The sequence below is a fragment of the Silvimonas sp. JCM 19000 genome (assembly GCF_054652575.1).
In genome coordinates, this window is record NZ_BAAIHC010000044.1 from 1 (window position 1) to 19,633 (window position 19,633).

Consider the following 19,633-nt stretch of genomic DNA (forward strand, 5'->3'; position numbering starts at 1 on the left):
AAGCGGTCAAAGGTTTGTTCAGCGCAAGCCGAACATCAAAAATGCGCCGCAGGCTAAGCAGTTAAAGATTTTCCAGACACCGGCCAAAACATCAAACCAAGCGCCACAAGCCCAAGCAGTTTAAGGTTCACCAACCACCCCCCAAAAAACCCCGCCCACCCGCTATGCCCACCAAACCCAAATACCTCCTCGCCTTCGACCAGGGCACCACCAGCTCCCGTGCCATCGTCTTCAACCACCAGGGCCAGATCGTCCAACGCGCCCAACGCGAATTCCGCCAGATCTACCCTCAACCCGGCTGGGTGGAACATGATCCGCAAGAAATCTGGGGCAGCCAGGTTGCCGTGGCCGCACAGGCCATCGCCATGGCCGGGCTGCAGGCCAGCGATATTGCCGCCATCGGCATCACCAACCAGCGCGAAACCACGCTGCTGTGGGATCGGGCCAGCGGCCAGCCGCTCTACAACGCCATCGTCTGGCAAGACCGCCGCACCGCCGCCTGGTGCGATCAACTCAAAGGTGATGGCCATGCCGATCTGGTCAAAAGCAAAACCGGCCTGCCCATCGACGCCTATTTCTCCGCCTCCAAACTCAAATGGTTACTCGACCACATTCCCGATGCGCGCCGCCGCGCCGAGCAGGGCGAGCTTGCCTTCGGCATCGTCGATAGCTGGCTGATCTGGAATCTCACCCAGGGTCAGAACCACCTGACCGACGTCTCCAATGCCGCACGTACCATGCTGTTCAATATCCACACGCTGCAATGGGATGACGATCTGCTCAAACTGTTCGACATTCCGCGCGCAGTACTGCCGCAGGTGCGTGGCTCCAGCGAAATCGTCGGCTACACCCGCAACGTGGTCCCCGGTGGCGTGATTGCGCTGGCAGGCATTGCCGGCGATCAGCATGCAGCCTTGTTTGGCCAGCAATGCACGCAGCCGGGCATGGTCAAGAACACCTATGGCACTGGCTGTTTCTTGATGATGAACACCGGCAGCCAGCCAGTGCCCTCGCAACACAATCTGCTCAGCACCATCGCCTGGCAAATCAATGGCCAGACCACTTATGCGCTGGAGGGCAGCATTTTTACCGCCGGGGCGGTGATCAAATGGTTGCGCGATGGCCTCGGGCTGATCCGCCATGCCAGCGAGATCGACGCGCTTGCGCGCAGCGTGCCGGATACCGGTGGTGTTTATCTGGTACCGGCATTTGCCGGACTCGGTGCGCCGCATTGGAACGCGCATGCGCGGGGCAGTCTGTTTGGCGCCACCCTGGGCACCACCAGCGCTCATATCGCCCGCGCCGCACTCGAAAGCATCGCTTTCCAGACGCTGGATGTGCTGGATGCCATGTGCGCCGATAGCGGCATGCGGGTGCGTGAATTGCGCGTTGATGGCGGGGCCACCGGCAGTGATTTGTTGCTGCAATGTCAGTCCGATCTGCTGCAACTTGATGTGATCCGGCCGCAAGTCACGGAAACCACCGCGCTGGGTGCGGCCTATCTGGCTGGCCTGGCCGTGGGCTACTGGAACGATCTGCCCGCCTTGCAGGACCAATGGCAGCTGGAGCGGCGCTTTAGCGCGCAAGCGGCGCCCGAAGACGTCAAGCGACGAGTGGCAGAGTGGCAACGTGCGATACACGCTGCAGTCAGTTGGGCCAACGCGGGCTGATCCTTACGGCCGATGTGGTGCGCGTTGTGGTCCGGCATAGTGCCGCCCGCGTGCTGCATGGCGATGGCAAACCCGCGTCGATGCAGGCCAGCGCGGCGTGGTATGCCGCTTGCTTGGATGTTGCTGTGCACCATCCGGGCGGCGAGACGTTAGATGCAATGCCGATACCCGGCACGTTTTAAAGGGATTGCGCGGGGATATCCCTAATGCGGATTTCCACGGTATTTCTGATTTCGTAAGCTGATTTATAAAGGGGCGATCGCAGCATACCCGGCTGCGTTCCCCCGGATTGCGCGCTGCAAGGTCCGGGCCACTAGCTGGATACCCACCACGCGAAGGACAGTAAATGATGATCGCGCCCCCGTTTGAACCCTTGTCCATCCCCCGCCGCAAGCTGGTGGTGGCCAACTGGAAAATGCACGGCAACCTGGCCATGGTGCGGCAGGATGTGCCGGTTCTGGCTGAGCATGCCCTGGCCGGTGTGCCGCTGATGCTGGCGCCGCCAGCACCCTATCTGGGCGAAGTCGGCCGCTATGCCCAGGGCAGCCAGCTGCATCTGTGCGGCCAGGATGTGGCCGAAGTCAGCGATGGCGAACGCACCGGCGAGTGGTCGGCCAGCATGCTGGCTGATCTGGGTTGCTGCCACGCGCTGGTCGGGCACTCCGAGCGGCGCCAGTTTCATTACGAAGACGACCGCCTGATCGCCGCCAAAGCCCGCGCCTGCTTGCGCGCCAGCATTACCCCCATCGTCTGCATCGGCGAAAGCCGGATTGCGCGTGACGCTGGCCAGACGCAAGAAGTTTTGCGGCGCCAGCTGGCCAGCCTGCTGGATTGCGGCGCCTGGCGCGGCGCGTGGATAGCCTATGAGCCGCTGTGGGCCATCGGCAGCGGCGAGGCCGCCACGCCGCAAATGGCGCAAGACGTGCTGGCTTTTATCCGCAATCTGATAGCGCAGCAAGACCCGGTCATTGCACGCTCGATGCCGCTGTTGTACGGCGGCAGCGTCAAACCCGACAACGCCGCGTCCTTGTTTGCCATGCCCGATATCGACGGTGCGCTGGTCGGCAGCGCCTCGTTGCAGACCGAATCGTTATTGCAGATTTATGCCGCCGCGATCGAAGCCGATGCCGTTATTCCGAGGGATGCGCAACCGGTGCATACAGCGTTACATAGCATCTGAACCGAGAGGATACGCATGACCAGTTTTGCCGAATTCATCCAGCAGCAAACGGGCCGCGGCGAGCGCGCCGATCTGGGCCTGTTGCTCAATCAATTTGCCAGCGCCTGCAAAAGCATAGGCAGCGCCATCAACCGTGCCGCGTTTACCGGGGCCAGCGGCGTCAGCAACACCGACAATGTGCAGGGCGAACATCAAAAGAAACTCGACATCATCTCCAACGATTTGATGATCGGCTGGACCCAATGGGGCGGCCATGCCGCAGCGATGGTGTCAGAAGAACTGGAAGCGATGTACAGCCTGCCGTCCGGACTGCAACGCGGGCGCTATCTGCTGGCGTTTGATCCGCTGGATGGCTCGTCCAATGTGGACGTCAATATTTCGGTGGGCAGTATTTTCAGCGTGTTGCTCGCGCCTGATCAAAGCCGCGCCGCGCGCGCGGAAGATTTTTTGCAGCCCGGCACGCAACAAGTGGCCGCAGGTTATGCGCTCTATGGCCCGTCCACCATGCTGGTGCTGACCACGGGCGCGGGTGTCAACGGTTTTACCCTCGACGCGGCCACCGGCGAATTCATGCTCACCCATCCGAATATGCGCATCGAGCCCGACACGCGCGAATTTGCCATCAATGCCTCCAATATGCGGCATTGGGAAGCCCCGGTGCAGCGCTATATCGATGAATGCCTGGCGGGCAAAGAAGGTCCGCGTGGCGACAATTTCAATATGCGCTGGGTGGCCTCGATGGTGGCCGAAGTGCATCGCATCCTGCTGCGCGGCGGCGTGTTCATGTACCCGCGCGACAACCGCGATCCGGCCAAACCGGGCAAATTGCGCCTGTTGTACGAAGCCAATCCGATGTCGTTTATCGTCGAACAAGCGGGCGGCGCCAGCAGCACCGGCACCCAGCGCATTCTTGAATTGCAGCCCGACCATATCCACCAGCGCGTTGCCGTGATGCTCGGTTCGCGTAATGAAATCGAACGCATCGTTAGCTACCACCGCACGTAACCGTCTACCCAAACATCGAATCGGGGATTTGCAATATGGCACTGGTTTCCATGCGTCAACTGCTCGACCACGCAGCCGAGCATCAATACGGTTTGCCCGCGTTTAACGTCAACAATATGGAGCAGATGCGCGCCATTATGGAGGCGGCCGATCACACCAACAGTCCGGTGATCGTGCAGGCTTCGGCCGGGGCGCGTGCGTATGCGGGCGCGCCGTTTCTGCGCCATCTGATGCTGGCGGCGCTGGAAGAATTTCCGCATCTGCCGGTGGTCATGCACCAGGATCACGGCGCCAGCCCGGCGGTGTGTTTGCGGTCCATCCAGCTGGGATTTTCTTCGGTCATGATGGACGGCTCTTTGCATGAAGACGGCAAGACGGCCACCGATTTTGAATACAACGCGCGTGTGACCCGCAGCGTGGCCGAATTTGCCCATGCCTGTGGCGTGTCGGTGGAAGGCGAACTGGGGGTGCTGGGCAGTCTGGTTACCGGCATGGCCGGCGAAGAGGACGGCGCGGGCGCGGAAGGCAAGCTGGATCATTCGCAATTGCTGACTGATCCGGAAGAAGCCGCCCGCTTTGTCGAAGCCACGCATGTGGATGCGCTGGCGATTGCGATTGGCACCAGCCATGGCGCGTACAAATTCTCGTCACCGCCTACCGGCGAAACGCTGTCGATAGACCGCGTCAAGCTGATCCACGCGCGTTTGCCGCATACCCATCTGGTGATGCACGGTTCGTCGTCGGTGCCGCAGGAGTGGATCAAGATCATCAACGAATACGGTGGTGATATCGCGCCGACGTGGGGCGTGCCGGTGGAAGAAATCGTGCAGGGCATCAAGCACGGCGTGCGCAAAGTCAATATCGATACCGATTTGCGCATGGCCGCCACCGGCGCCATCCGTCGTGCCTTTGCGCAGAATCCGTCCGAATTTGACCCGCGCAAATACCTCAAGCAAACCATTACGGCCATGCGCGACGTCTGCATCGAGCGCTACGTGGCTTTTGGCGCCGCCGGCCACGCAGGCGACATCAAACCGATCTCGCTGGAAAAAATGGCCACACGCTACGCCCAAGGCGAGCTGTAAACGCATAGGGTGGGTCTAGACCCACCCCTCAAAGCCGCATATTCGGGCGTTGCTGCTCGGTTGTGCCACTTTGCATGGGGGATCTATACCCACCCCTCAAGGCCGCATATTCGGGCGTTGCTGCCTGGTTATGCCACTTTGAAGGGTGGGTCTGGACCCACCCTATGGCGCATCGCGCTACATACGCAGTTGTATGTTCCGCGGCATCTGCATTAGCAAAATCTATTGCGCTCAACCCATCGTCAGTCCGCGCCAGAATTGGTCCTTGATTTTGTAAATTTGTAACTATAACCATGTCAGTAGCCTGGACGTGACACGTAGCGCTTGCCGCGGCAAGTGACTCCCGCTTTCACTGATATGCGTGCAGCAGGCCCCTTGTTCATCTTTATGATGAAGGAGCTGGTATGCCTGCAACGCTCAATTATCCTGGCGTCTATATCCAGGAACTGGGCAGTGGCGTCGCCACCATCACCGGTGTCGCTACGTCCATCGCCGCTTTTGCCGGGTCCGCCCCGCTTGGGCCGGTCAATAAAGCGGTCGATCTGTTCAGCTTTGCCGATTACGAACGCACGTTTGGCGGGCTCGATCCGGATTCCGAAATGAGCTACGCCATTCGCCAGTTTTTTCAGAATGGCGGCACGGAAGCTTTTGCCATCCGCGTTGTAAAAAGCGCCACCCAGGCCACCACGGCGCTAAGCAACGGCACCATCGACGTACTGCAAGTCAACGCGGTCGATGCCGGTAGCGCGGGCAATGGCGTGCTGGTGACCGTGGATTACGGTACGGCCATTCCGGCCAGCAGCTTCAATCTGAGCATCGTGCGCACGGCCGACAACGCCGTGGAAACATTCAATAACTTGTCACTGAATTCGGCCGATGCGCGTTATGCGCTGGATCTGGTCAATGGCGTATCGCAGATCGTGCAGCTATCGCGCAGCGTGCCCGCCGCCACGCTCACCGCCTTGCCCGCTGGCACCACGCGCAGCGGCACGCTGGCTGATCCGCCAGTGGGGCTGAATGCCACGCACAAGGAATTCCAGGTCAGCGTTAACGGCAAGGCGCCGGTGACGGTGGATCTGACCTTGCCCGCCGACGGCGCCAGCCTGGCGGCGCTGGCCACGGCCATTACCACGCACGTCAAAGCGGCGGCGGCCGGGCGCAACGAATACGCGCTGTTTGAAGCCAGCGCCACGGGCGGCGTGCTCACGCTCAAGTCGGGCGTGGCAGGCGAGTTGTCCTCGGTACGCGTGCTGCCCGGCATCAGCAATAACGCCACCGGCATCCTCAAGCTGGGCAGCGAAAACGGCGGCGCAGATGTCGATGCCGCCGCCGGAATCCGCCCGACCGCAGCGGCCCGCTATCTGGCCGGTGGCGGCGAGGTGCCTTATGCGGCGGCTGATCTGTACGGCGCATTTATCGGTGATCGCGCCTTGCGCACCGGCATCTATGCGCTGGAAAGCGTCGATCTGTTCAATTTGCTGTGCCTGCCTGGCGTCACCGATACCGGTGTGCTTAACGATGCCGTGGCCTATGTGCAGGAGCGCCGCGCGTTTTTGATCATTGATGCGCCGCCCAGTGCGGTCAAACCGGCCGATATGGTCAGCATCATGAGCGGTACCGCGCTGCCCAAATCCAGTTACGCCGCGGTGTACTACCCATGGATCTACATCGCTGACCCGCTCAAGAACGGCAAGCTGCGGCTGAGCGCACCGTGCGGCACGGTGGCCGGTTTGTTTGCGCGCACCGATGCCGACCGCGGCGTGTGGAAAGCCCCGGCCGGCACCGAAGCCAGCCTGGTCGGGGTGCAAGCGCTCAGCTACGCGCTAACCGATCGGGAGCAAGGCACGCTCAATCCGCTGGGTTGCAATGCCTTGCGCACCTTTCCGGTATTTGGCGCGGTGTCGTGGGGTGCGCGCACCTTGCGCGGCGCCGATCAGATGACCGATGACTACAAATATGTGCCGGTGCGGCGGCTGGCTTTGTTCCTTGAAGAAAGCCTGTACCGCGGCACGCAGTGGGTGGTGTTCGAGCCGAACGACGAGCCCTTATGGGCGCAGATCCGGCTGAATCTGGGCGCGTTCATGAACACCCTGTTCCGCCAGGGCGCGTTCCAGGGCAAAACCCCGCGCGATGCTTACCTGGTCAAATGCGACAGCAGCACCACCACGCAGAACGATATCAACCGAGGCGTGGTGAATATCCTGGTGGCGTTTGCACCGCTCAAGCCCGCTGAATTTGTGGTGATCAGCATTCAGCAACTGGCCGGTCAGTTGCAGGTTTAAAAGGGACGTAACCATGGCTCAGTTCAGCGTCAGTGCGCAGCGTTTTGATCCGTACAAGAACTTCAAATTCCGCATCAAATGGGATGGCCATTATGTGGCGGGCGTCAGCAAGGTGTCGGCGCTCAAACGCACCACCGAAGTGGTCAAACACCGCGAAGGCGGCGACCCCAGCAGTAGCCGCAAATCGCCCGGCCGTACCGAATACGACGCCATTACGCTGGAACGCGGCGTGACCCACGACGCCGATTTCGAGCGCTGGGCCAACAAGGTGTGGAACTACGGCAACGGCCTGGGCGCCGAGGTGTCGCTCAAGGATTTCCGCAAGGATCTGATCATCGAGTTGTACAACGAAGCCGGGCAATTGGTGCTGGCGTACAAGGTGTTCCGCTGCTGGGTCAGTGAGTTCCAGTCACTGCCTGATCTGGACGCCAATGCCAACGCCGTGGCCATTGCCCGCATCAAGCTGGAAAACGAAGGCTGGGAACGCGATTACGAAATCGCCGAGCCGAGCGAGCCCAGCTTTACCGAACCCGCCTGACGTGGTACTGCGCAGGGATATCACATCGTGACGCTGACTGCTCTCGACTGGCTGGATACGTGGGAACGCAGCCAGAGCCTGGCCGCACCGCTGCGGCCGTGCGCCTTGCTGGCGCCGCTGTTGCCCGGTGGCCAGGTTGCGGCCGAACAATTGCCGCTGGGCTGGCGGGATCGGCAACTGCTGCAATTGCATACGGCGTTATTCGGCCCGGCCTTGCCGGCCACGGTGGCGTGCCCGGCCTGCAATGAGCGGCTGGAACTGGCGCTCGATTGCCGTGCCTTGCAACTGGATGCGCCCGCCCAGATACCGCAGGAACTGAGCGTGGAATGGCAAGGCGAGCGCATCAGTTATCGCTTGCCCGACAGCCGCGATCTGGCCGCGATGCAGCATGAGCCTGACAGCCTTAGCGCCCAGGCCAGACTGTTGCAGCGCTGTGCGCCAGCGGCGCTGCCTTTGCCCGAAGCAGCGCGCGAGGACATTGCCGCCGCCATGGCCGCGGCCGACCCGCAGGCTGCCACGGTGCTTGATCTGCAATGCCCCGCTTGCGACGAGCATTGGGATGAAGTGTTTGATATCGGCGTCTATCTGGATGATGCGCTCGGGCAATGGAGCGAGCGCTTGCTCGATCAGGTGCATGTATTGGCGCAAGCCTATGGCTGGAGCGAAGCGCAGATTCTGGCGCTGAGCCCCCACCGGCGCGCGCGCTATCTTGCGCGGGTGCTATCGTGAGCGCGCATCTGGCCTTGCTGGCACGCCGCGCGCTGCAACCGGCGGCGATCCGGCCCCGCGCCTTGTCGCGCTTTGAGAGCGAAGCCCAGGCGGCTGCCGGTTTTGAAATCCACTCTGCCGAAACCGAGGCGCCCGTCGCCGCGCAGCCCGCACCGCCCACACGCGAGATGCCGTCGGTGGCAATGCAAGCAGCGCCCAGCCCCGCGCTGGATGCGGCGTATGCGCCGCCCGAATCACGCCTGCCGTTGCCACCGCTTGCGCCGCTGCTCACCGCCGCCATGCCCGAGCCGAACACGTCGCAGGGTATTCCGCTCGTCAGCGCCCCGGCACAAACCCCGGCCGCGCCAGGGTCAGCGTCTGATCCGGCGCTGCCCGCCGTGCCGCCGCTGATTGAACGCATCGTCGAGCGCATCGAGGCCGTGCCCATCCAGCCCACCGCCGTGCTGCAAGCGGTCGCCGCCGCAGCGCCGCTGCCCACAGATCAGACCGAGCCTGCGACTGCCGTCAGCACAGCGCATATCGAACATCACACCGAGCGGCTTACCCTGGTCGAGCCGCGCTTGCTCAATGCCGGCAACAGCAACCTGGCGGTCAGCGCGCCGCAGACCGAAGCCGCGCCGGGGCCGAGCATAGAAATCAGCATCGGCCGCATCGAAATCCTGCCCGAACGCGCCGTACCCGCTGCCGCCAACCAGGCGGCCGCCACCGCGCCCAAACCCGCGGCGCAATCGCTGGATGACTATCTGCAAACTCGCAGCGGGAGACGCGCATGACCACCGCGCTAGGGATGGCGGCCACCGCGGCCGTGTTGCAGCAAATCATCCAGAACGGGTTTAGCGCCATCAAGCTGGATGACTTGCTGGGCGTGCAGACCATCAACGTCAGTTGCATTGCGCCGGAACGGATTTCGGCCGACAGCGAGATCGATCAACTCAATCTGTTTTTGTATAACCAGATGCGCAATCCCGGTTGGTTTAACCAGGACTTGCCCAGTCGCGATGCGCGCGGCGACCGCATCAGCAATCCGCCGCTGGCGCTGGATCTGCACTTTTTGCTGGGCGCGTATGGTGTGGCCGATTTTCATGCCGAAGCCATGTTGGGCGTGGCCATGCAGACCCTGCATGACACCCCCGGCCTTGGCCGCGATGCCATCCGCGCTGCACTCAAGCCCGATGCCAGCAAGCCGGATATTCCCGGTCAGTTGCAGCTGGCCGGGCTGGCGGAGCAGATTGAACAGTTGCGCATCGTCGCGCTAAATCTGACGGATGACGAACTGTCGCGCATCTGGGCCGCATTGCAGACGCCCGCACGGCCGAGCGCGGCGTATGTGGTCAGCGTTTTGCTCACGCAAACGCCACGCAGCACGCGCACACCGTTGCCGGTGCGGCGGCGCAATCTGTACGTGGTGCCGCTAAGCGCGCCGCGTATTGATCAGGTGATGGCGGGCAGCAGCTTGAGCGAGCCCATCCTGCCGGACAGCGTGCTCAACGTCAGCGGCACGCAGCTGGATGCGACCACGCTGAGTGTGCTGGTCAACGGCGATGAATACGCCAGCGCCGTCACGCATGCCGATCGCGACACGCTGAGCTTTGGTCTGGCGCTGCCTGCGCCCACGCCCGGCATCCCCGCCACCTTGCGCGCAGGGGTGTGCACGCTGCAGATTGTGCACCCGATGTTTATGGGTACGCCGCCGCAAGTGCAGGGCGGGCAGGAATCCAATCTGGCCGCCTTTGTACTCAACCCGGCGGCGAGCTTTGCCGTGCAAGCGGGCGCCAGCAGCAGCGTGATCGATGGCGTGACTTATCGCAGCGGCGTCATCACCGCCACGGCGGTGCCACGCATCGGCAATCGGCAGCGCGTGCGGCTGTTGCTCAACCAGATCAATCCGCCAGCAGGGCATGCGCCGCGGGCCTACAGTTTCAGCGCCAGCGCGGGCAATGGCATTGTCGCCCCGGCGGATAGCACCGCCAGCGTCAACATTGAATTCCAGCAAATCGTGCAGGGGAGTTATCTGGCGCGCTTGCAGGTGGATGCGGGCATCAGCCCGTTGACCTTGGGCGCGGATGGCCAGTTTGCCGGGCCGGTGCTTACGCCATGAGTGCCAGCCGCGATTTTGCTGCCAACCAGCGCGCGCTCGATGCCGCGCTGAGCGATCTGGCGCTGTATTTAAAGGCGCGCCGGGATGGCAGTTCTCCGTTGCCGCCCACTTGGCGCATCACGCCACCGGCGCTGGAACGCCTGGCGCAACGACTGGGCCTGAGCCGCTTTGAGCAAGAAATCATCATGCTCGCGGCCGGGGCCGAACTCGATACTGCCATCCAGACCTTGCTGACCCAGTTGCACGGCGATGCGCAAAAAGCGTGGCCGACCTTTGCGTTGGCCTTGGCCACCCTGCCGGAGCCGGATTGGGCCGCCATCACCCCGGTGGCCCGCTTGCGCCGCTGGCAATTGCTGCAGGCGGCGGGCAGTGGCAGCGCCTTGCAAGCGCGGCTGGTGCTGGATGAAGCGGTGCTGCATCAGGTGGCCGGGCTCAGTTATCCCGAGCCGCGGCTCGAACCGTGGATTACCCCGCAAAGCGTGCCGACTGCCCAGGTGGCCGATGCCGCCATCAATGCGCTGGGTGCGCGTTGGCAGAGTGCCGCCAGCCTTGCCAGTGCGCCGGTGGCCCGGTTTGATGATGCCGATGGCGAGGCCCTGGTGGTGCAACTGGCCAGTCAGCTTGATCTACGCTTGTACCGTTTGCGTCCCGATCTGCTGCCCGGCCACCACGCCGAGCTTGATGCGCTGGCCCGACTGTGGGAGCGCGAAGCCTTGCTGCGCAACGCCGTGCTCTGGGTCGAACTGGATCATCCCGAACCCGCCCAGGCGCTACGTCTGGGGCATTGGCTGGATGAGTTACAGGGTCTGGTCATCATCACGGGCGAGGGCACGCTTGCGCTGCGGCGCAGCCAGTGGCCGCTGGAATGGCATGGCGCCGATGCGGGCAGTCGGCATCTGCATTGGCAGGCCGAACTCGGCGCCGAAGCCGTCGGCAAACTGAACGGGCGGCTGGGCCATATCGCCGAGCAATTCCAGTTGCCCGCCAGTACCATCGGCCGTCTGGCGCGCGAATGGCAGGGCACGCCCACGCGCGACCCGGACGCACTATGGCAAGCCTGCCGCAGCGAGGCGCGGCACGATCTGGAACAACTGGCCGAGCGCGTGCAAAGCAATGCCCACTGGGACGATCTGATCTTGCCGCACAGCACGCTGCTGACGCTGCGCACGCTGGCGGCACAAGTGCGGCAACGCACCACGGTGTATCGCGAATGGGGTTTTGCCCAGCGTGGCGGGCGCGGCCTGGGCATCAGCGCCTTGTTTGCCGGCACCAGCGGCACCGGCAAGACGCTGGCGGCCGAAGTGCTGGCCAATACGCTGCAACTGGATCTATACCGCATCGACCTGGCGGGCCTGGTCAGCAAATACATCGGTGAGACCGAAAAAAACCTGGCACGCGTGTTTGCCGTGGCCGAACGCAGCGGGGCCATCCTGTTGTTTGATGAAGCCGACGCGCTGTTTGGCAAACGCAGTGAGGTGCGCGACAGCCATGATCGCTATGCCAATCTGGAAGTCAGCTATCTGTTGCAACGCATCGAAACCTATCGCGGCCTGGCGATACTGACCACCAATCTCAAGCAATCGATCGACACTGCGTTTCAACGCCGACTGCGCTTTATTGTGCAGTTTCCGTTTCCGGACACCGCAGCGCGCAGTGCCATCTGGCAACGCGTGTTTCCGCAGCACGCGCCCTTGCTGGATATCGACGTCGCCAAGCTGGCACGGCTGTCCTTATCGGGCGGGCATATCCGCAATCTGGCGCTGAATGCGGCGTTTCTGGCGGCGGAAGAAGCCAGCGCCATAGGCATGCGCCATTTGCGCAGCGCCGCCGAAGCCGAGTTTGCCAAACTGGAAAAACCGTTGCCGCTGGCCGAAGTAGGGGATTGGGCATGAAGCCGCGCGCCGCCGCCCCTTCCGCGCGCATCAATCTGCGTATCGGCAGCCTGGCGCTGCCGGGGCTGAGCGTGCGTGACGGTCAACGCCTGGCGCGGGCGTTGGAGCAGGAGCTGAGCCGCTTGCTGGCGACCCAGGCGTTGCCCACGCAAGGCTATGCCCGCGAGCGCCTGCAATTGCCGCGCCTGTCGCGTCGCGCCCACGAACGTCCCGAGCACACCGGCACGCGCCTGGCCCGCTTGATTGCTACCCGCTTGTTTACGCCCCCCGCGCCGGAGGCCGAGCATGGCTGATCGCGCGCCGGCCCAGATCGCCGAAAATCCGGCCAGCCACGCCGCCACGCGCAACCTGTTGTTGCAGCGTAAATGTGCGTGCGGCGGCAATGCCGGGGGCGGCGGCGAATGTGACAGCTGCGCGGCCGCGCGCCAGGAGGGCGGCACGCTGCAACGGCATAGCCACGGCACGGCATCCCGTTTGCAGGCAGGCATTCCGCATTCGGTCACCGACACCCTCAGCCGTCCCGGCCGCCCGCTGGATGCCGATACGCGCAGCTTTATGGAAAACCGCTTTGACAGCGATTTTGGCAGCGTGCGCATCCACAACGACAGCGCCGCGGCGCAATCGGCGCGTGATGTGTCGGCGCACGCGTATACCGTCGGCAACAACGTGGTGTTTGGCGATGGCCAGTACCAACCGCACAGCGACAGCGGCCGCCATTTACTGGCGCATGAACTGGCGCACACGCTGCAACAGCAAGGCTTGCAGCGCGCGGGGATCAGCAATCTGGCCGATCAAGGCCCGGATTATCAGCGCATGGAACACGAGGCCGACCACGCCGCTGACCATGTGATGCGCGGCATCAGCCTGCCGCGCGGTTTGCTCAGCCAGGGTGGCTTGCGCCTGTCACGCGTGCCCAATGGTAAAGGCAAACCGCCGGCCCCGGCCGCGACCGAAGCCGGCGCCACGCCGGTGCCCGACGAGAAAAATCCAGACAAGGGTCCGGGTTTTACCGTGGCCTACAACACCGAATCGCGCAACCGCAGTTTCGAGTTACACAGCAGCGACGAACCGGTGCCGATTGAAGGCAAAGTCGACAAGAAAGAGGCCGAATACACCGTCGCCAAACTGGTGTTGCCGCCGCAAAAAGGCCCCGATGCGCTGGCGTTTTACAAAACGCCGTATCGGCCGCTGAAGACCACGTTTGAATGGGATGGCGCCAAGCCCCGGCCCGCCGACAAGTTCAAGATTGCGCGCGACCCCACCGCCACCTTGCAGAAAAACTGGCTGGGCAAGTTTAACTACAAGGCGGGCAAAGACGCCGACAAGCGCTGGAATGAAGTGGGCGGCAAAAAGAATTTTCCGGAAATCCCCACCGGCCCCACCTGCCAGGTCGACCATATTCAGGAACTGCAGGTGAACGGCGACAACAGCGCGCAAAACCTGCAATTGCTGGATGCGCTGGACAACGGGTCCAGCGGCAGCCTGATCTGGCAGCAGATTTCCACGCTGGCGAATATGGCGCTGGAAGACGCCACCGCCACGCTGGGCAAAAAGAACAAGCCCAAGCTGGTGACGCTGCATTTTCAGAGTGTGGATATGCAGGGCGCGCCCACCAAAGGTCTGTGTTACGACTTGGGCAAACGCTTTGCCGACCCCAGCATCACCAAAGAAAGCGGCGCGGCCACCATCGATTTCGACATGCTGGTGTTGGGCAATGTGGTCAAGCTCAAGCTGCCGGGCACCGCGGACAAAATCGTGCCGTTTACCGGCGTGAACGCCGGGGCCGCCAATGTGCTGAAAGGCCTGACGCTGGTGTCGATTGAGCGCGATCTGAAAGGCAAGGGCGGCGATCGCATCCACGCCAGCATCGATGCCGAAAAATTCCGCATGAAAAAGGGCAAACCGGGCGGTGACTTCACCATGAAGTTGGGGCCGCAGCGCGATCTATTGCTGCCCAAAAACCTGTTAGGCCAGCCGTTTACTTATGAATATGTCGGCATGAGCCCCGGCAAGTTAACCAGCCTGAGTATCGATGGTGACGGCATCAAGGCCGAGGGCACGCTCAAGCCCAGTCTGCCCTTGTTGCCCGAGCTGAAAGTAGCCATCGACAGCACCGGTTTTAAAGTCACCAGCGCGCTGGACCCGGCCAAGCTGAAGCCGCCGTTCCCCGGCGTAAAAGTGACCGAGGCATCGTTGTCGGTCTTGCTGGCGCCCGAATTCCGCCCCGAAGGCAATCTGGCGTTTGCCTTTGGCGGCGCCAAAACCGTGGCGGACCTGAAGCTGAAAGCCACCGCCGACGCCAATGGCCTGGTGCTGCGTGGCGATCTGTTTGTGTATGTGCCGGGCCTGGACAGCACCAAGGGCGAAGTCACTTACCAGGGCGGCGAGTGGAGCGGCGGCGTCAAGATTGAAACCGCGCAAATGGCCGGCAAGATTCCGTGGGTGCAGAGCGGCATGATCAATGTCGCATTGGCCAAGGGCAAGATCGGCGCCACCGGCGAAGTGCAACTCAAGCTACCGGGCGACAATCCGGCCACGCTGACCGTCAGTTACACCAACGAAAAATGGTTGTTTAAAGGCCAGGGCCGCTTTGATACCAAAAACAAATTCCTCGACCCGGTCGACGCCATGCTCAGCTACGACGGCGAGGCGTTTCTGGTCCATGGCAAAACCGGCGTTAAATTCAAAGGTTTCCATGGCACGGTCGATGCCTGGTACAAAAAGAAGGGCACCGAAGAAAGTTTCTGGGGCACGGGCGAGATCGATATCAGCAAAGGCCGCGCCACCGGCAAGCTCAAGATCGACCTCAACCCCAATGGCAAAGTCAGCGGCAAGGGCACGCTTAAATATGTGATCCAGGAAGCCAAAGACGGCAAGCAAGGCATGGTGGCCGACGCCAGCGTGACCATGGATCAGAACCAGAAAATCACCTTTGAAGGCGATCTGACGTTTCCGGATATCACGCTGTTCAAGCGCTTTCCCGAGAAAGAAGAACCGCACGAAATCTTTGCCGCGTCGGGCAGTTTTCCGGTGCCGGGCGCGTCGATCGGGCCGATCGGGCTCAAGTTCAAGCTGTACGGCAGCATTGGCTATTACTACTACGTCGGGCCCGGGGTGCTCACCGGCATCAAGGCGTCGGTGAAGTTTGATCCGTTTGAAGACAACCCCGATTTCAGCTTCAGCATGCGCGCCAAAGCGGTGATTCCAGCCGGCGGTGGCATTACCGGCGTGCTGGGTGCGGATGCGGTACTGGATGTGTTGATCGGCGAGGTGGGCGGGGGTATCTCGGTGCACGCCAGCGCCGGGCTGGAAGGCAAAGCCGAACTGGCCAGCGAGATCGCCTATACCAAGGATCGCTTTAGCGTGGATGCCAGCGGTTATATCGGCGGCGGGCTGATTCTGGCGGCGTCCTTGCATGCCCATCTATATGCCGAAGCGGGCGTCAGCATCTTCAAGGTGCGTACCGAAAAAGACTGGGAATTGGCGAGCACCAAGCTGGATACCGGTTTGAGTCTGGGCGTGCGCATGCCGCTGCATTACGACAGCGTGGATGGTTTCCGCATGCCCAAACTGTCCGACATCAAACGCGAGCCAGCCGAACTCAATATCGACACCACCGACCTGATCGGCCGCCTGTTGGGCAAGACCACACCGAAAGAGGTCGAGAAATGACCACCAGCATCAACCCCAAAGTCCTGAAGGGCGGCCTGATCTTGATCGACCCGGAAAGCGGCGCGGTGCAGCGCGTGATTGCGCTGCAATACAACCCCGATTTGCTGACGCGCACGCTGGTACCGCAATCGGTGGGCGGCACCGCCACGCTGGCGGAACCGCTGCGGCTGAAAGGCCCGCCGATCGAGACCATCAAGCTGGATGCCGAGATCGATGCCACCGACCAGCTGGAGTTTCCCGACCAGCATCGCACGGTGCTGCAAGTGGGCATCCACCCGCAACTGGCGGCGCTGGAAACCATTGTTTACCCCGACAGCGGCGCGCTGATCCGCAACAACCAGATGGCCAACGCCGGCACGCTGGAGATTGTGCCGGTGCAAGCGCCGCTGCCCTTGTTTGTGTGGAGCAAATCGCGTGTGGTGCCGGTGCGCATTACGGATTTCTCGATTATCGAAGAGGCATTTGACGTCAACCTCAACCCCATCCGCGCGCGCGTCAATCTGGGCATGCGTGTGCTCAATATCAACGACCTGGGCTTTGGCGACAAAGGCGGTCACGTGTTTATGGTGTACCAGCAAAGCCGCGAACAACTGGCGCGCAAGGCATCGAGCGCCAGCTTGTCCAGCCTGGGTCTTAGCAGTCTGTTTTAAGGGATAACCCCGTCATGGCCACCACCGACCGCTTTCCCGCCAACAGCCGCTACGCCAATAGCGAAACCAGCCAGTTGCCGCAGGCCGACGGCCACAATCTGGTGTACCTGAAACGCCGCTTTGTGCCTGACCCGGACCAGTATGTGACGTTGCAGCTGTACCGCGTGGTCGAAGGTGACCGCATCGACCGTATGGCCGCGGCGGTGCTGGGTGACCCGCTGCAGTTCTGGCGCATGCTCGATGCCAATGGCTGCCTGCAAGCGGGCGAGCTGGAAGAAATCGGCCGCCGCATCCGTCTGACCTTGCCGCAAGGCATACCGGGCTATCCCAATCTGGGGGGGATGTAATGCTCAAGGGCATCCACCTGACTTTGCTGGTCGGGCCAGCCATTCCCATCCCGGTGCCCAAGGTGATGATGGATATGTTGCTCAACGTCACCGTTACCTCGGCGGCGGGCGCGCGCAGCGGCTTTCAGCTGAGCTTTGCGCTGGAAAACAATTCGCCGCTGCACACGCTGCTGATTCTGAGCGGCGGGCGCGTGCCGTGGTTGCGGGTGATGATTCTGATCACGCTCAACAGCATGCCCACCGTGATCATGGACGGCATGATCACCAAGCAGGAAGTAACCGGCAGCAACGAGCCCGGCCAGAGCACGCTGACCATTACCGGTGAGGATTTGTCGGTAGCGATGGACCAGCAAGTGTTCAGCGGCTTGCCCTATCCGGCGCTGCCGGTGGAGGCGCGGATTGCACTGATCGTGGCCAAGTACGCGGTGCTGGGCATGGTGCCGCTGGTGATTCCGCAAATCTTTAGCGACGTGCCGATTCCGGTGGACAAGATTCCAGTGCATGAGGGCACCGACCTGGCTTATATCCAGCGCCTGGCCAAGGACGCGGGCTATGTGTTCTATGTAGATTGCGGCCCGGCGCCGGGCATGAACATTGCGTACTGGGGGCCGGAAATCAAACTGGGCTTGCCGCAACCGGCGCTTAACCTGGGCATGGATGCGGCCACCAATGTGGAGAATATTTCCTTTGCCATCGACAACACCAAGTCGACGCTGCCGATTGTGTTTATCCAGAACCAGATCACCAAATTCCCCATCCCGTTGCCCATCCCCGATATCAGCCTGATCAACCCGCCGCTGGGGCTGCTGGCGCCGCTGCCCAAGTCGATTACCTTGCTGAATGAAACCGCCAAGTTATCGCCGATGCAGGCGCTGTCTAAAGGCTTGGCCGCTGCGGCAAACAGTGCGGATGTGGTGACTGCCTCGGGTTCTCTGGATGTGTTGCGCTACGGCAATGTGTTGAAGGCACGCGAGCTGGTGGGCGTGCGCGGCGCGGGGCCGGCGTTTGATGGCATGTATTACGTGAAGAACGTCAGCAGCACCATCAAGCAAGGCGAGTTCAAACAGAAATTTACGCTGACGCGCAACGGGCTGATTTCGACGCTACCGAGGGTTCCTGTATGAGCGAGGGCAAGTATTACGGCAAGTATCGCGGCGTGGTGTTGAACAACATCGACCCGATGCAGACGGGGCGGATTCAGGTGCAGGTGCCCGATGTGCTGGGCGTGGGTATTTCAAGCTGGGCCATGCCGTGTGTGCCGTTTGCCGGTATCCAGAGCGGCATCTACACGGTGCCGCAAGTGGGCTCGGGCGTGTGGGTGGAGTTTGAGCAGGGCGACCATGATTACCCGATCTGGGTGGGCGGCTTCTGGGGCAGCGCGGCCGAGGTGCCGGCGTTGGCGCTGGCGGGGCTGCCGGTATCACCGAGCATCGTGCTGCAGACGGGCAGCCAGAACACCTTGATGTTGTCGGATTTGCCGGGGCCGACCGGGGGGATTTTGTTGAAGAGCACGACGGGGGCGCTGATTTCGATTACCGAGATTGGCATCACGATCAGTAATGGGCAGGGGGCGACGATTATGTTGACGGGGCCGATGGTGAGTATCAATCAGGGGGCGTTGACGGTGGTGTAGGTGGGGCGGGATGGGGTGGGGGTGTTTAGCCTGCGGCGCATGTTTTGATGTTCGGCTGGTGCCGAACAAACCTTTTACCGCTTAGCCTGCGGCGCATTTTAGATACCCGGGGGTGCCCGGGAGCACCTTACTTTTCTTTGCGTCGCCAAAGAAAAGTAAGCAAAAGAAAGGCGACCCCACTCGCGAATCCTTCGCTCGCCAGGGGGCCCGCAGGTCAAAAACCGAAACGGACCGTCTTGCACTTCGATGGCCCAGCTGCCGCTCCGCGGACGCGACGCTCAGTCGGAGCCCCTCCGGGTCTCCTCCCTTCGCGCGCTCAGGATATGGCGTGGCATAGCGACGGTTGCTGCCTCGTTGCCTTCGGCAACATCGGGTGGGCGTGGATGCTGGGCCGTGACAGTGAAGGACTGGTGCGCGTGCTTAACGCTTTAGGCATAGGGTGGGTCTGGACCCACCACCCAAAGTGGCAAACAAGAACAACAGCGCCGAATCACGCGCATGTTTGCCTCCTCACGGAGGCATGTAAAACGTAGGGTGCGTTACCCGAAGGGCAACGCACATTTTGGTTATGCCACCGAGGCTTTGAAAGACGCGAAATCGGGATAGTGGCAAGGAATGACGGGCATGGCGTATTCGGGGAAATGTGCGTTGTCCCCGCCAGCGAGGACAAGACCCATGGGTAACGCACCCAACCCGTGCTTGCGAGCTGTGGTGAATCTGTGGGTGGGTTACAGCGAGCATTCTTGCGGGCGGCTTTGGGTGGTGGGTCGAGACCCACCGTATGAAAGTTGGCGGTTTGTTGAGGTGATGGTGACAAATCAGACGGCAGTGGCCGTGCGGAATGGATGCGTT

16 protein-coding genes are annotated in these 19,633 nt (G+C 62.0%); all 16 read left to right on the plus strand.

Annotated elements, in window-relative coordinates; all coding sequences use genetic code 11:
• Positions 1-164: 164 nt before the first annotated feature.
• The 16 genes from glpK to ACYQ1A_RS21295 all read left to right on the plus strand — a co-directional run bounded on the left by glpK (position 165) and on the right by ACYQ1A_RS21295 (position 18,781).
• Positions 165-1,670 carry a glycerol kinase GlpK gene (glpK, locus tag ACYQ1A_RS21220; RefSeq protein ID WP_499365733.1) on the plus strand — a complete coding sequence of 502 codons (1,506 nt, stop codon included), beginning with the start codon at positions 165-167 and terminating at the stop codon, positions 1,668-1,670.
• A 346-nt stretch (positions 1,671-2,016) separates the two neighbouring features.
• Positions 2,017-2,850 (plus strand): triose-phosphate isomerase, encoded by an 834-nt coding sequence (gene tpiA, locus ACYQ1A_RS21225; RefSeq protein WP_499365734.1) that lies wholly within the window; start codon positions 2,017-2,019, stop codon positions 2,848-2,850.
• Positions 2,851-2,865: 15 nt separating this feature from the next.
• Positions 2,866-3,855, plus strand: a complete 990-nt coding sequence (locus ACYQ1A_RS21230) for a class 1 fructose-bisphosphatase (RefSeq protein WP_499365735.1) — start codon at positions 2,866-2,868, stop codon at positions 3,853-3,855.
• Between the two features lie 35 nt (positions 3,856-3,890).
• Positions 3,891-4,940, plus strand: coding sequence for a class II fructose-bisphosphate aldolase (gene fba / locus ACYQ1A_RS21235; RefSeq protein WP_062224874.1), 1,050 nt, complete (start codon positions 3,891-3,893; stop codon positions 4,938-4,940).
• 404 nt (positions 4,941-5,344) lie between these two features.
• A complete protein-coding gene (locus ACYQ1A_RS21240; protein WP_499365736.1) occupies positions 5,345-7,222 on the plus strand; it encodes a phage tail sheath subtilisin-like domain-containing protein in 1,878 nt (625 codons plus the stop codon).
• Between the two features lie 13 nt (positions 7,223-7,235).
• Positions 7,236-7,760, plus strand: a complete 525-nt coding sequence (locus tag ACYQ1A_RS21245; protein ID WP_062225575.1) for a phage tail protein — start codon at positions 7,236-7,238, stop codon at positions 7,758-7,760.
• 27 nt (positions 7,761-7,787) lie between these two features.
• Positions 7,788-8,489: a hypothetical protein gene (locus ACYQ1A_RS21250; RefSeq protein WP_499365737.1), complete on the plus strand. Its 702-nt coding sequence runs from the start codon at positions 7,788-7,790 to the stop codon at positions 8,487-8,489.
• The gene (locus ACYQ1A_RS21255) at positions 8,486-9,262 is read left to right on the plus strand and encodes a hypothetical protein (protein ID WP_499365738.1); all 777 of its coding nucleotides are present in this window, start codon (positions 8,486-8,488) and stop codon (positions 9,260-9,262) included. The genes ACYQ1A_RS21250 and ACYQ1A_RS21255 overlap by 4 nt, the downstream gene beginning before the upstream one ends.
• Positions 9,259-10,587 carry a Pvc16 family protein gene (locus ACYQ1A_RS21260; protein WP_499365739.1) on the plus strand — a complete coding sequence of 443 codons (1,329 nt, stop codon included), beginning with the start codon at positions 9,259-9,261 and terminating at the stop codon, positions 10,585-10,587. The genes ACYQ1A_RS21255 and ACYQ1A_RS21260 overlap by 4 nt, the downstream gene beginning before the upstream one ends.
• Positions 10,584-12,479 (plus strand): ATP-binding protein, encoded by a 1,896-nt coding sequence (locus tag ACYQ1A_RS21265; protein WP_499365740.1) that lies wholly within the window; start codon positions 10,584-10,586, stop codon positions 12,477-12,479. Before ACYQ1A_RS21260 ends, ACYQ1A_RS21265 begins: the two co-directional genes overlap by 4 nt.
• On the plus strand, positions 12,476-12,772 hold the full coding sequence (locus ACYQ1A_RS21270; RefSeq protein WP_499365741.1) for a hypothetical protein: 297 nt from the start codon (positions 12,476-12,478) through the stop codon (positions 12,770-12,772). Before ACYQ1A_RS21265 ends, ACYQ1A_RS21270 begins: the two co-directional genes overlap by 4 nt.
• Positions 12,765-16,151: an eCIS core domain-containing protein gene (locus ACYQ1A_RS21275; protein WP_499365742.1), complete on the plus strand. Its 3,387-nt coding sequence runs from the start codon at positions 12,765-12,767 to the stop codon at positions 16,149-16,151. Before ACYQ1A_RS21270 ends, ACYQ1A_RS21275 begins: the two co-directional genes overlap by 8 nt.
• Complete coding sequence (locus tag ACYQ1A_RS21280; RefSeq protein ID WP_499365743.1) at positions 16,148-16,801, plus strand: hypothetical protein; 654 nt, start codon at positions 16,148-16,150, stop codon at positions 16,799-16,801. Before ACYQ1A_RS21275 ends, ACYQ1A_RS21280 begins: the two co-directional genes overlap by 4 nt.
• A 14-nt stretch (positions 16,802-16,815) precedes the next feature.
• Positions 16,816-17,148, plus strand: a complete 333-nt coding sequence (locus tag ACYQ1A_RS21285) for a LysM domain-containing protein (RefSeq protein WP_499365744.1) — start codon at positions 16,816-16,818, stop codon at positions 17,146-17,148.
• Positions 17,148-18,272, plus strand: coding sequence for a hypothetical protein (locus tag ACYQ1A_RS21290; RefSeq protein WP_499365745.1), 1,125 nt, complete (start codon positions 17,148-17,150; stop codon positions 18,270-18,272). The genes ACYQ1A_RS21285 and ACYQ1A_RS21290 overlap by 1 nt, the downstream gene beginning before the upstream one ends.
• Positions 18,269-18,781 carry a phage baseplate assembly protein V gene (locus ACYQ1A_RS21295; protein ID WP_062224968.1) on the plus strand — a complete coding sequence of 171 codons (513 nt, stop codon included), beginning with the start codon at positions 18,269-18,271 and terminating at the stop codon, positions 18,779-18,781. Before ACYQ1A_RS21290 ends, ACYQ1A_RS21295 begins: the two co-directional genes overlap by 4 nt.
• Positions 18,782-19,633 lie beyond the last annotated feature (852 nt).

Excerpts from the sequence above, each read along its gene's own strand:
- glpK (WP_499365733.1), top strand. The coding sequence starts at position 165 with ATGCCCACCAAACCCAAATACCTCCTCGCCTTCGACCAGGGCACCACC.
- tpiA (WP_499365734.1), top strand. The coding sequence starts at position 2,017 with ATGATGATCGCGCCCCCGTTTGAACCCTTGTCCATCCCCCGCCGCAAG.
- ACYQ1A_RS21230 (WP_499365735.1), top strand. The coding sequence starts at position 2,866 with ATGACCAGTTTTGCCGAATTCATCCAGCAGCAAACGGGCCGCGGCGAG.
- fba (WP_062224874.1), top strand. The coding sequence starts at position 3,891 with ATGGCACTGGTTTCCATGCGTCAACTGCTCGACCACGCAGCCGAGCAT.
- ACYQ1A_RS21240 (WP_499365736.1), top strand. The coding sequence starts at position 5,345 with ATGCCTGCAACGCTCAATTATCCTGGCGTCTATATCCAGGAACTGGGC.
- ACYQ1A_RS21245 (WP_062225575.1), top strand. The coding sequence starts at position 7,236 with ATGGCTCAGTTCAGCGTCAGTGCGCAGCGTTTTGATCCGTACAAGAAC.
- ACYQ1A_RS21260 (WP_499365739.1), top strand. The coding sequence starts at position 9,259 with ATGACCACCGCGCTAGGGATGGCGGCCACCGCGGCCGTGTTGCAGCAA.
- ACYQ1A_RS21265 (WP_499365740.1), top strand. The coding sequence starts at position 10,584 with ATGAGTGCCAGCCGCGATTTTGCTGCCAACCAGCGCGCGCTCGATGCC.
- ACYQ1A_RS21270 (WP_499365741.1), top strand. The coding sequence starts at position 12,476 with ATGAAGCCGCGCGCCGCCGCCCCTTCCGCGCGCATCAATCTGCGTATC.
- ACYQ1A_RS21275 (WP_499365742.1), top strand. The coding sequence starts at position 12,765 with ATGGCTGATCGCGCGCCGGCCCAGATCGCCGAAAATCCGGCCAGCCAC.
- ACYQ1A_RS21280 (WP_499365743.1), top strand. The coding sequence starts at position 16,148 with ATGACCACCAGCATCAACCCCAAAGTCCTGAAGGGCGGCCTGATCTTG.
- ACYQ1A_RS21285 (WP_499365744.1), top strand. The coding sequence starts at position 16,816 with ATGGCCACCACCGACCGCTTTCCCGCCAACAGCCGCTACGCCAATAGC.
- ACYQ1A_RS21290 (WP_499365745.1), top strand. The coding sequence starts at position 17,148 with ATGCTCAAGGGCATCCACCTGACTTTGCTGGTCGGGCCAGCCATTCCC.
- ACYQ1A_RS21295 (WP_062224968.1), top strand. The coding sequence starts at position 18,269 with ATGAGCGAGGGCAAGTATTACGGCAAGTATCGCGGCGTGGTGTTGAAC.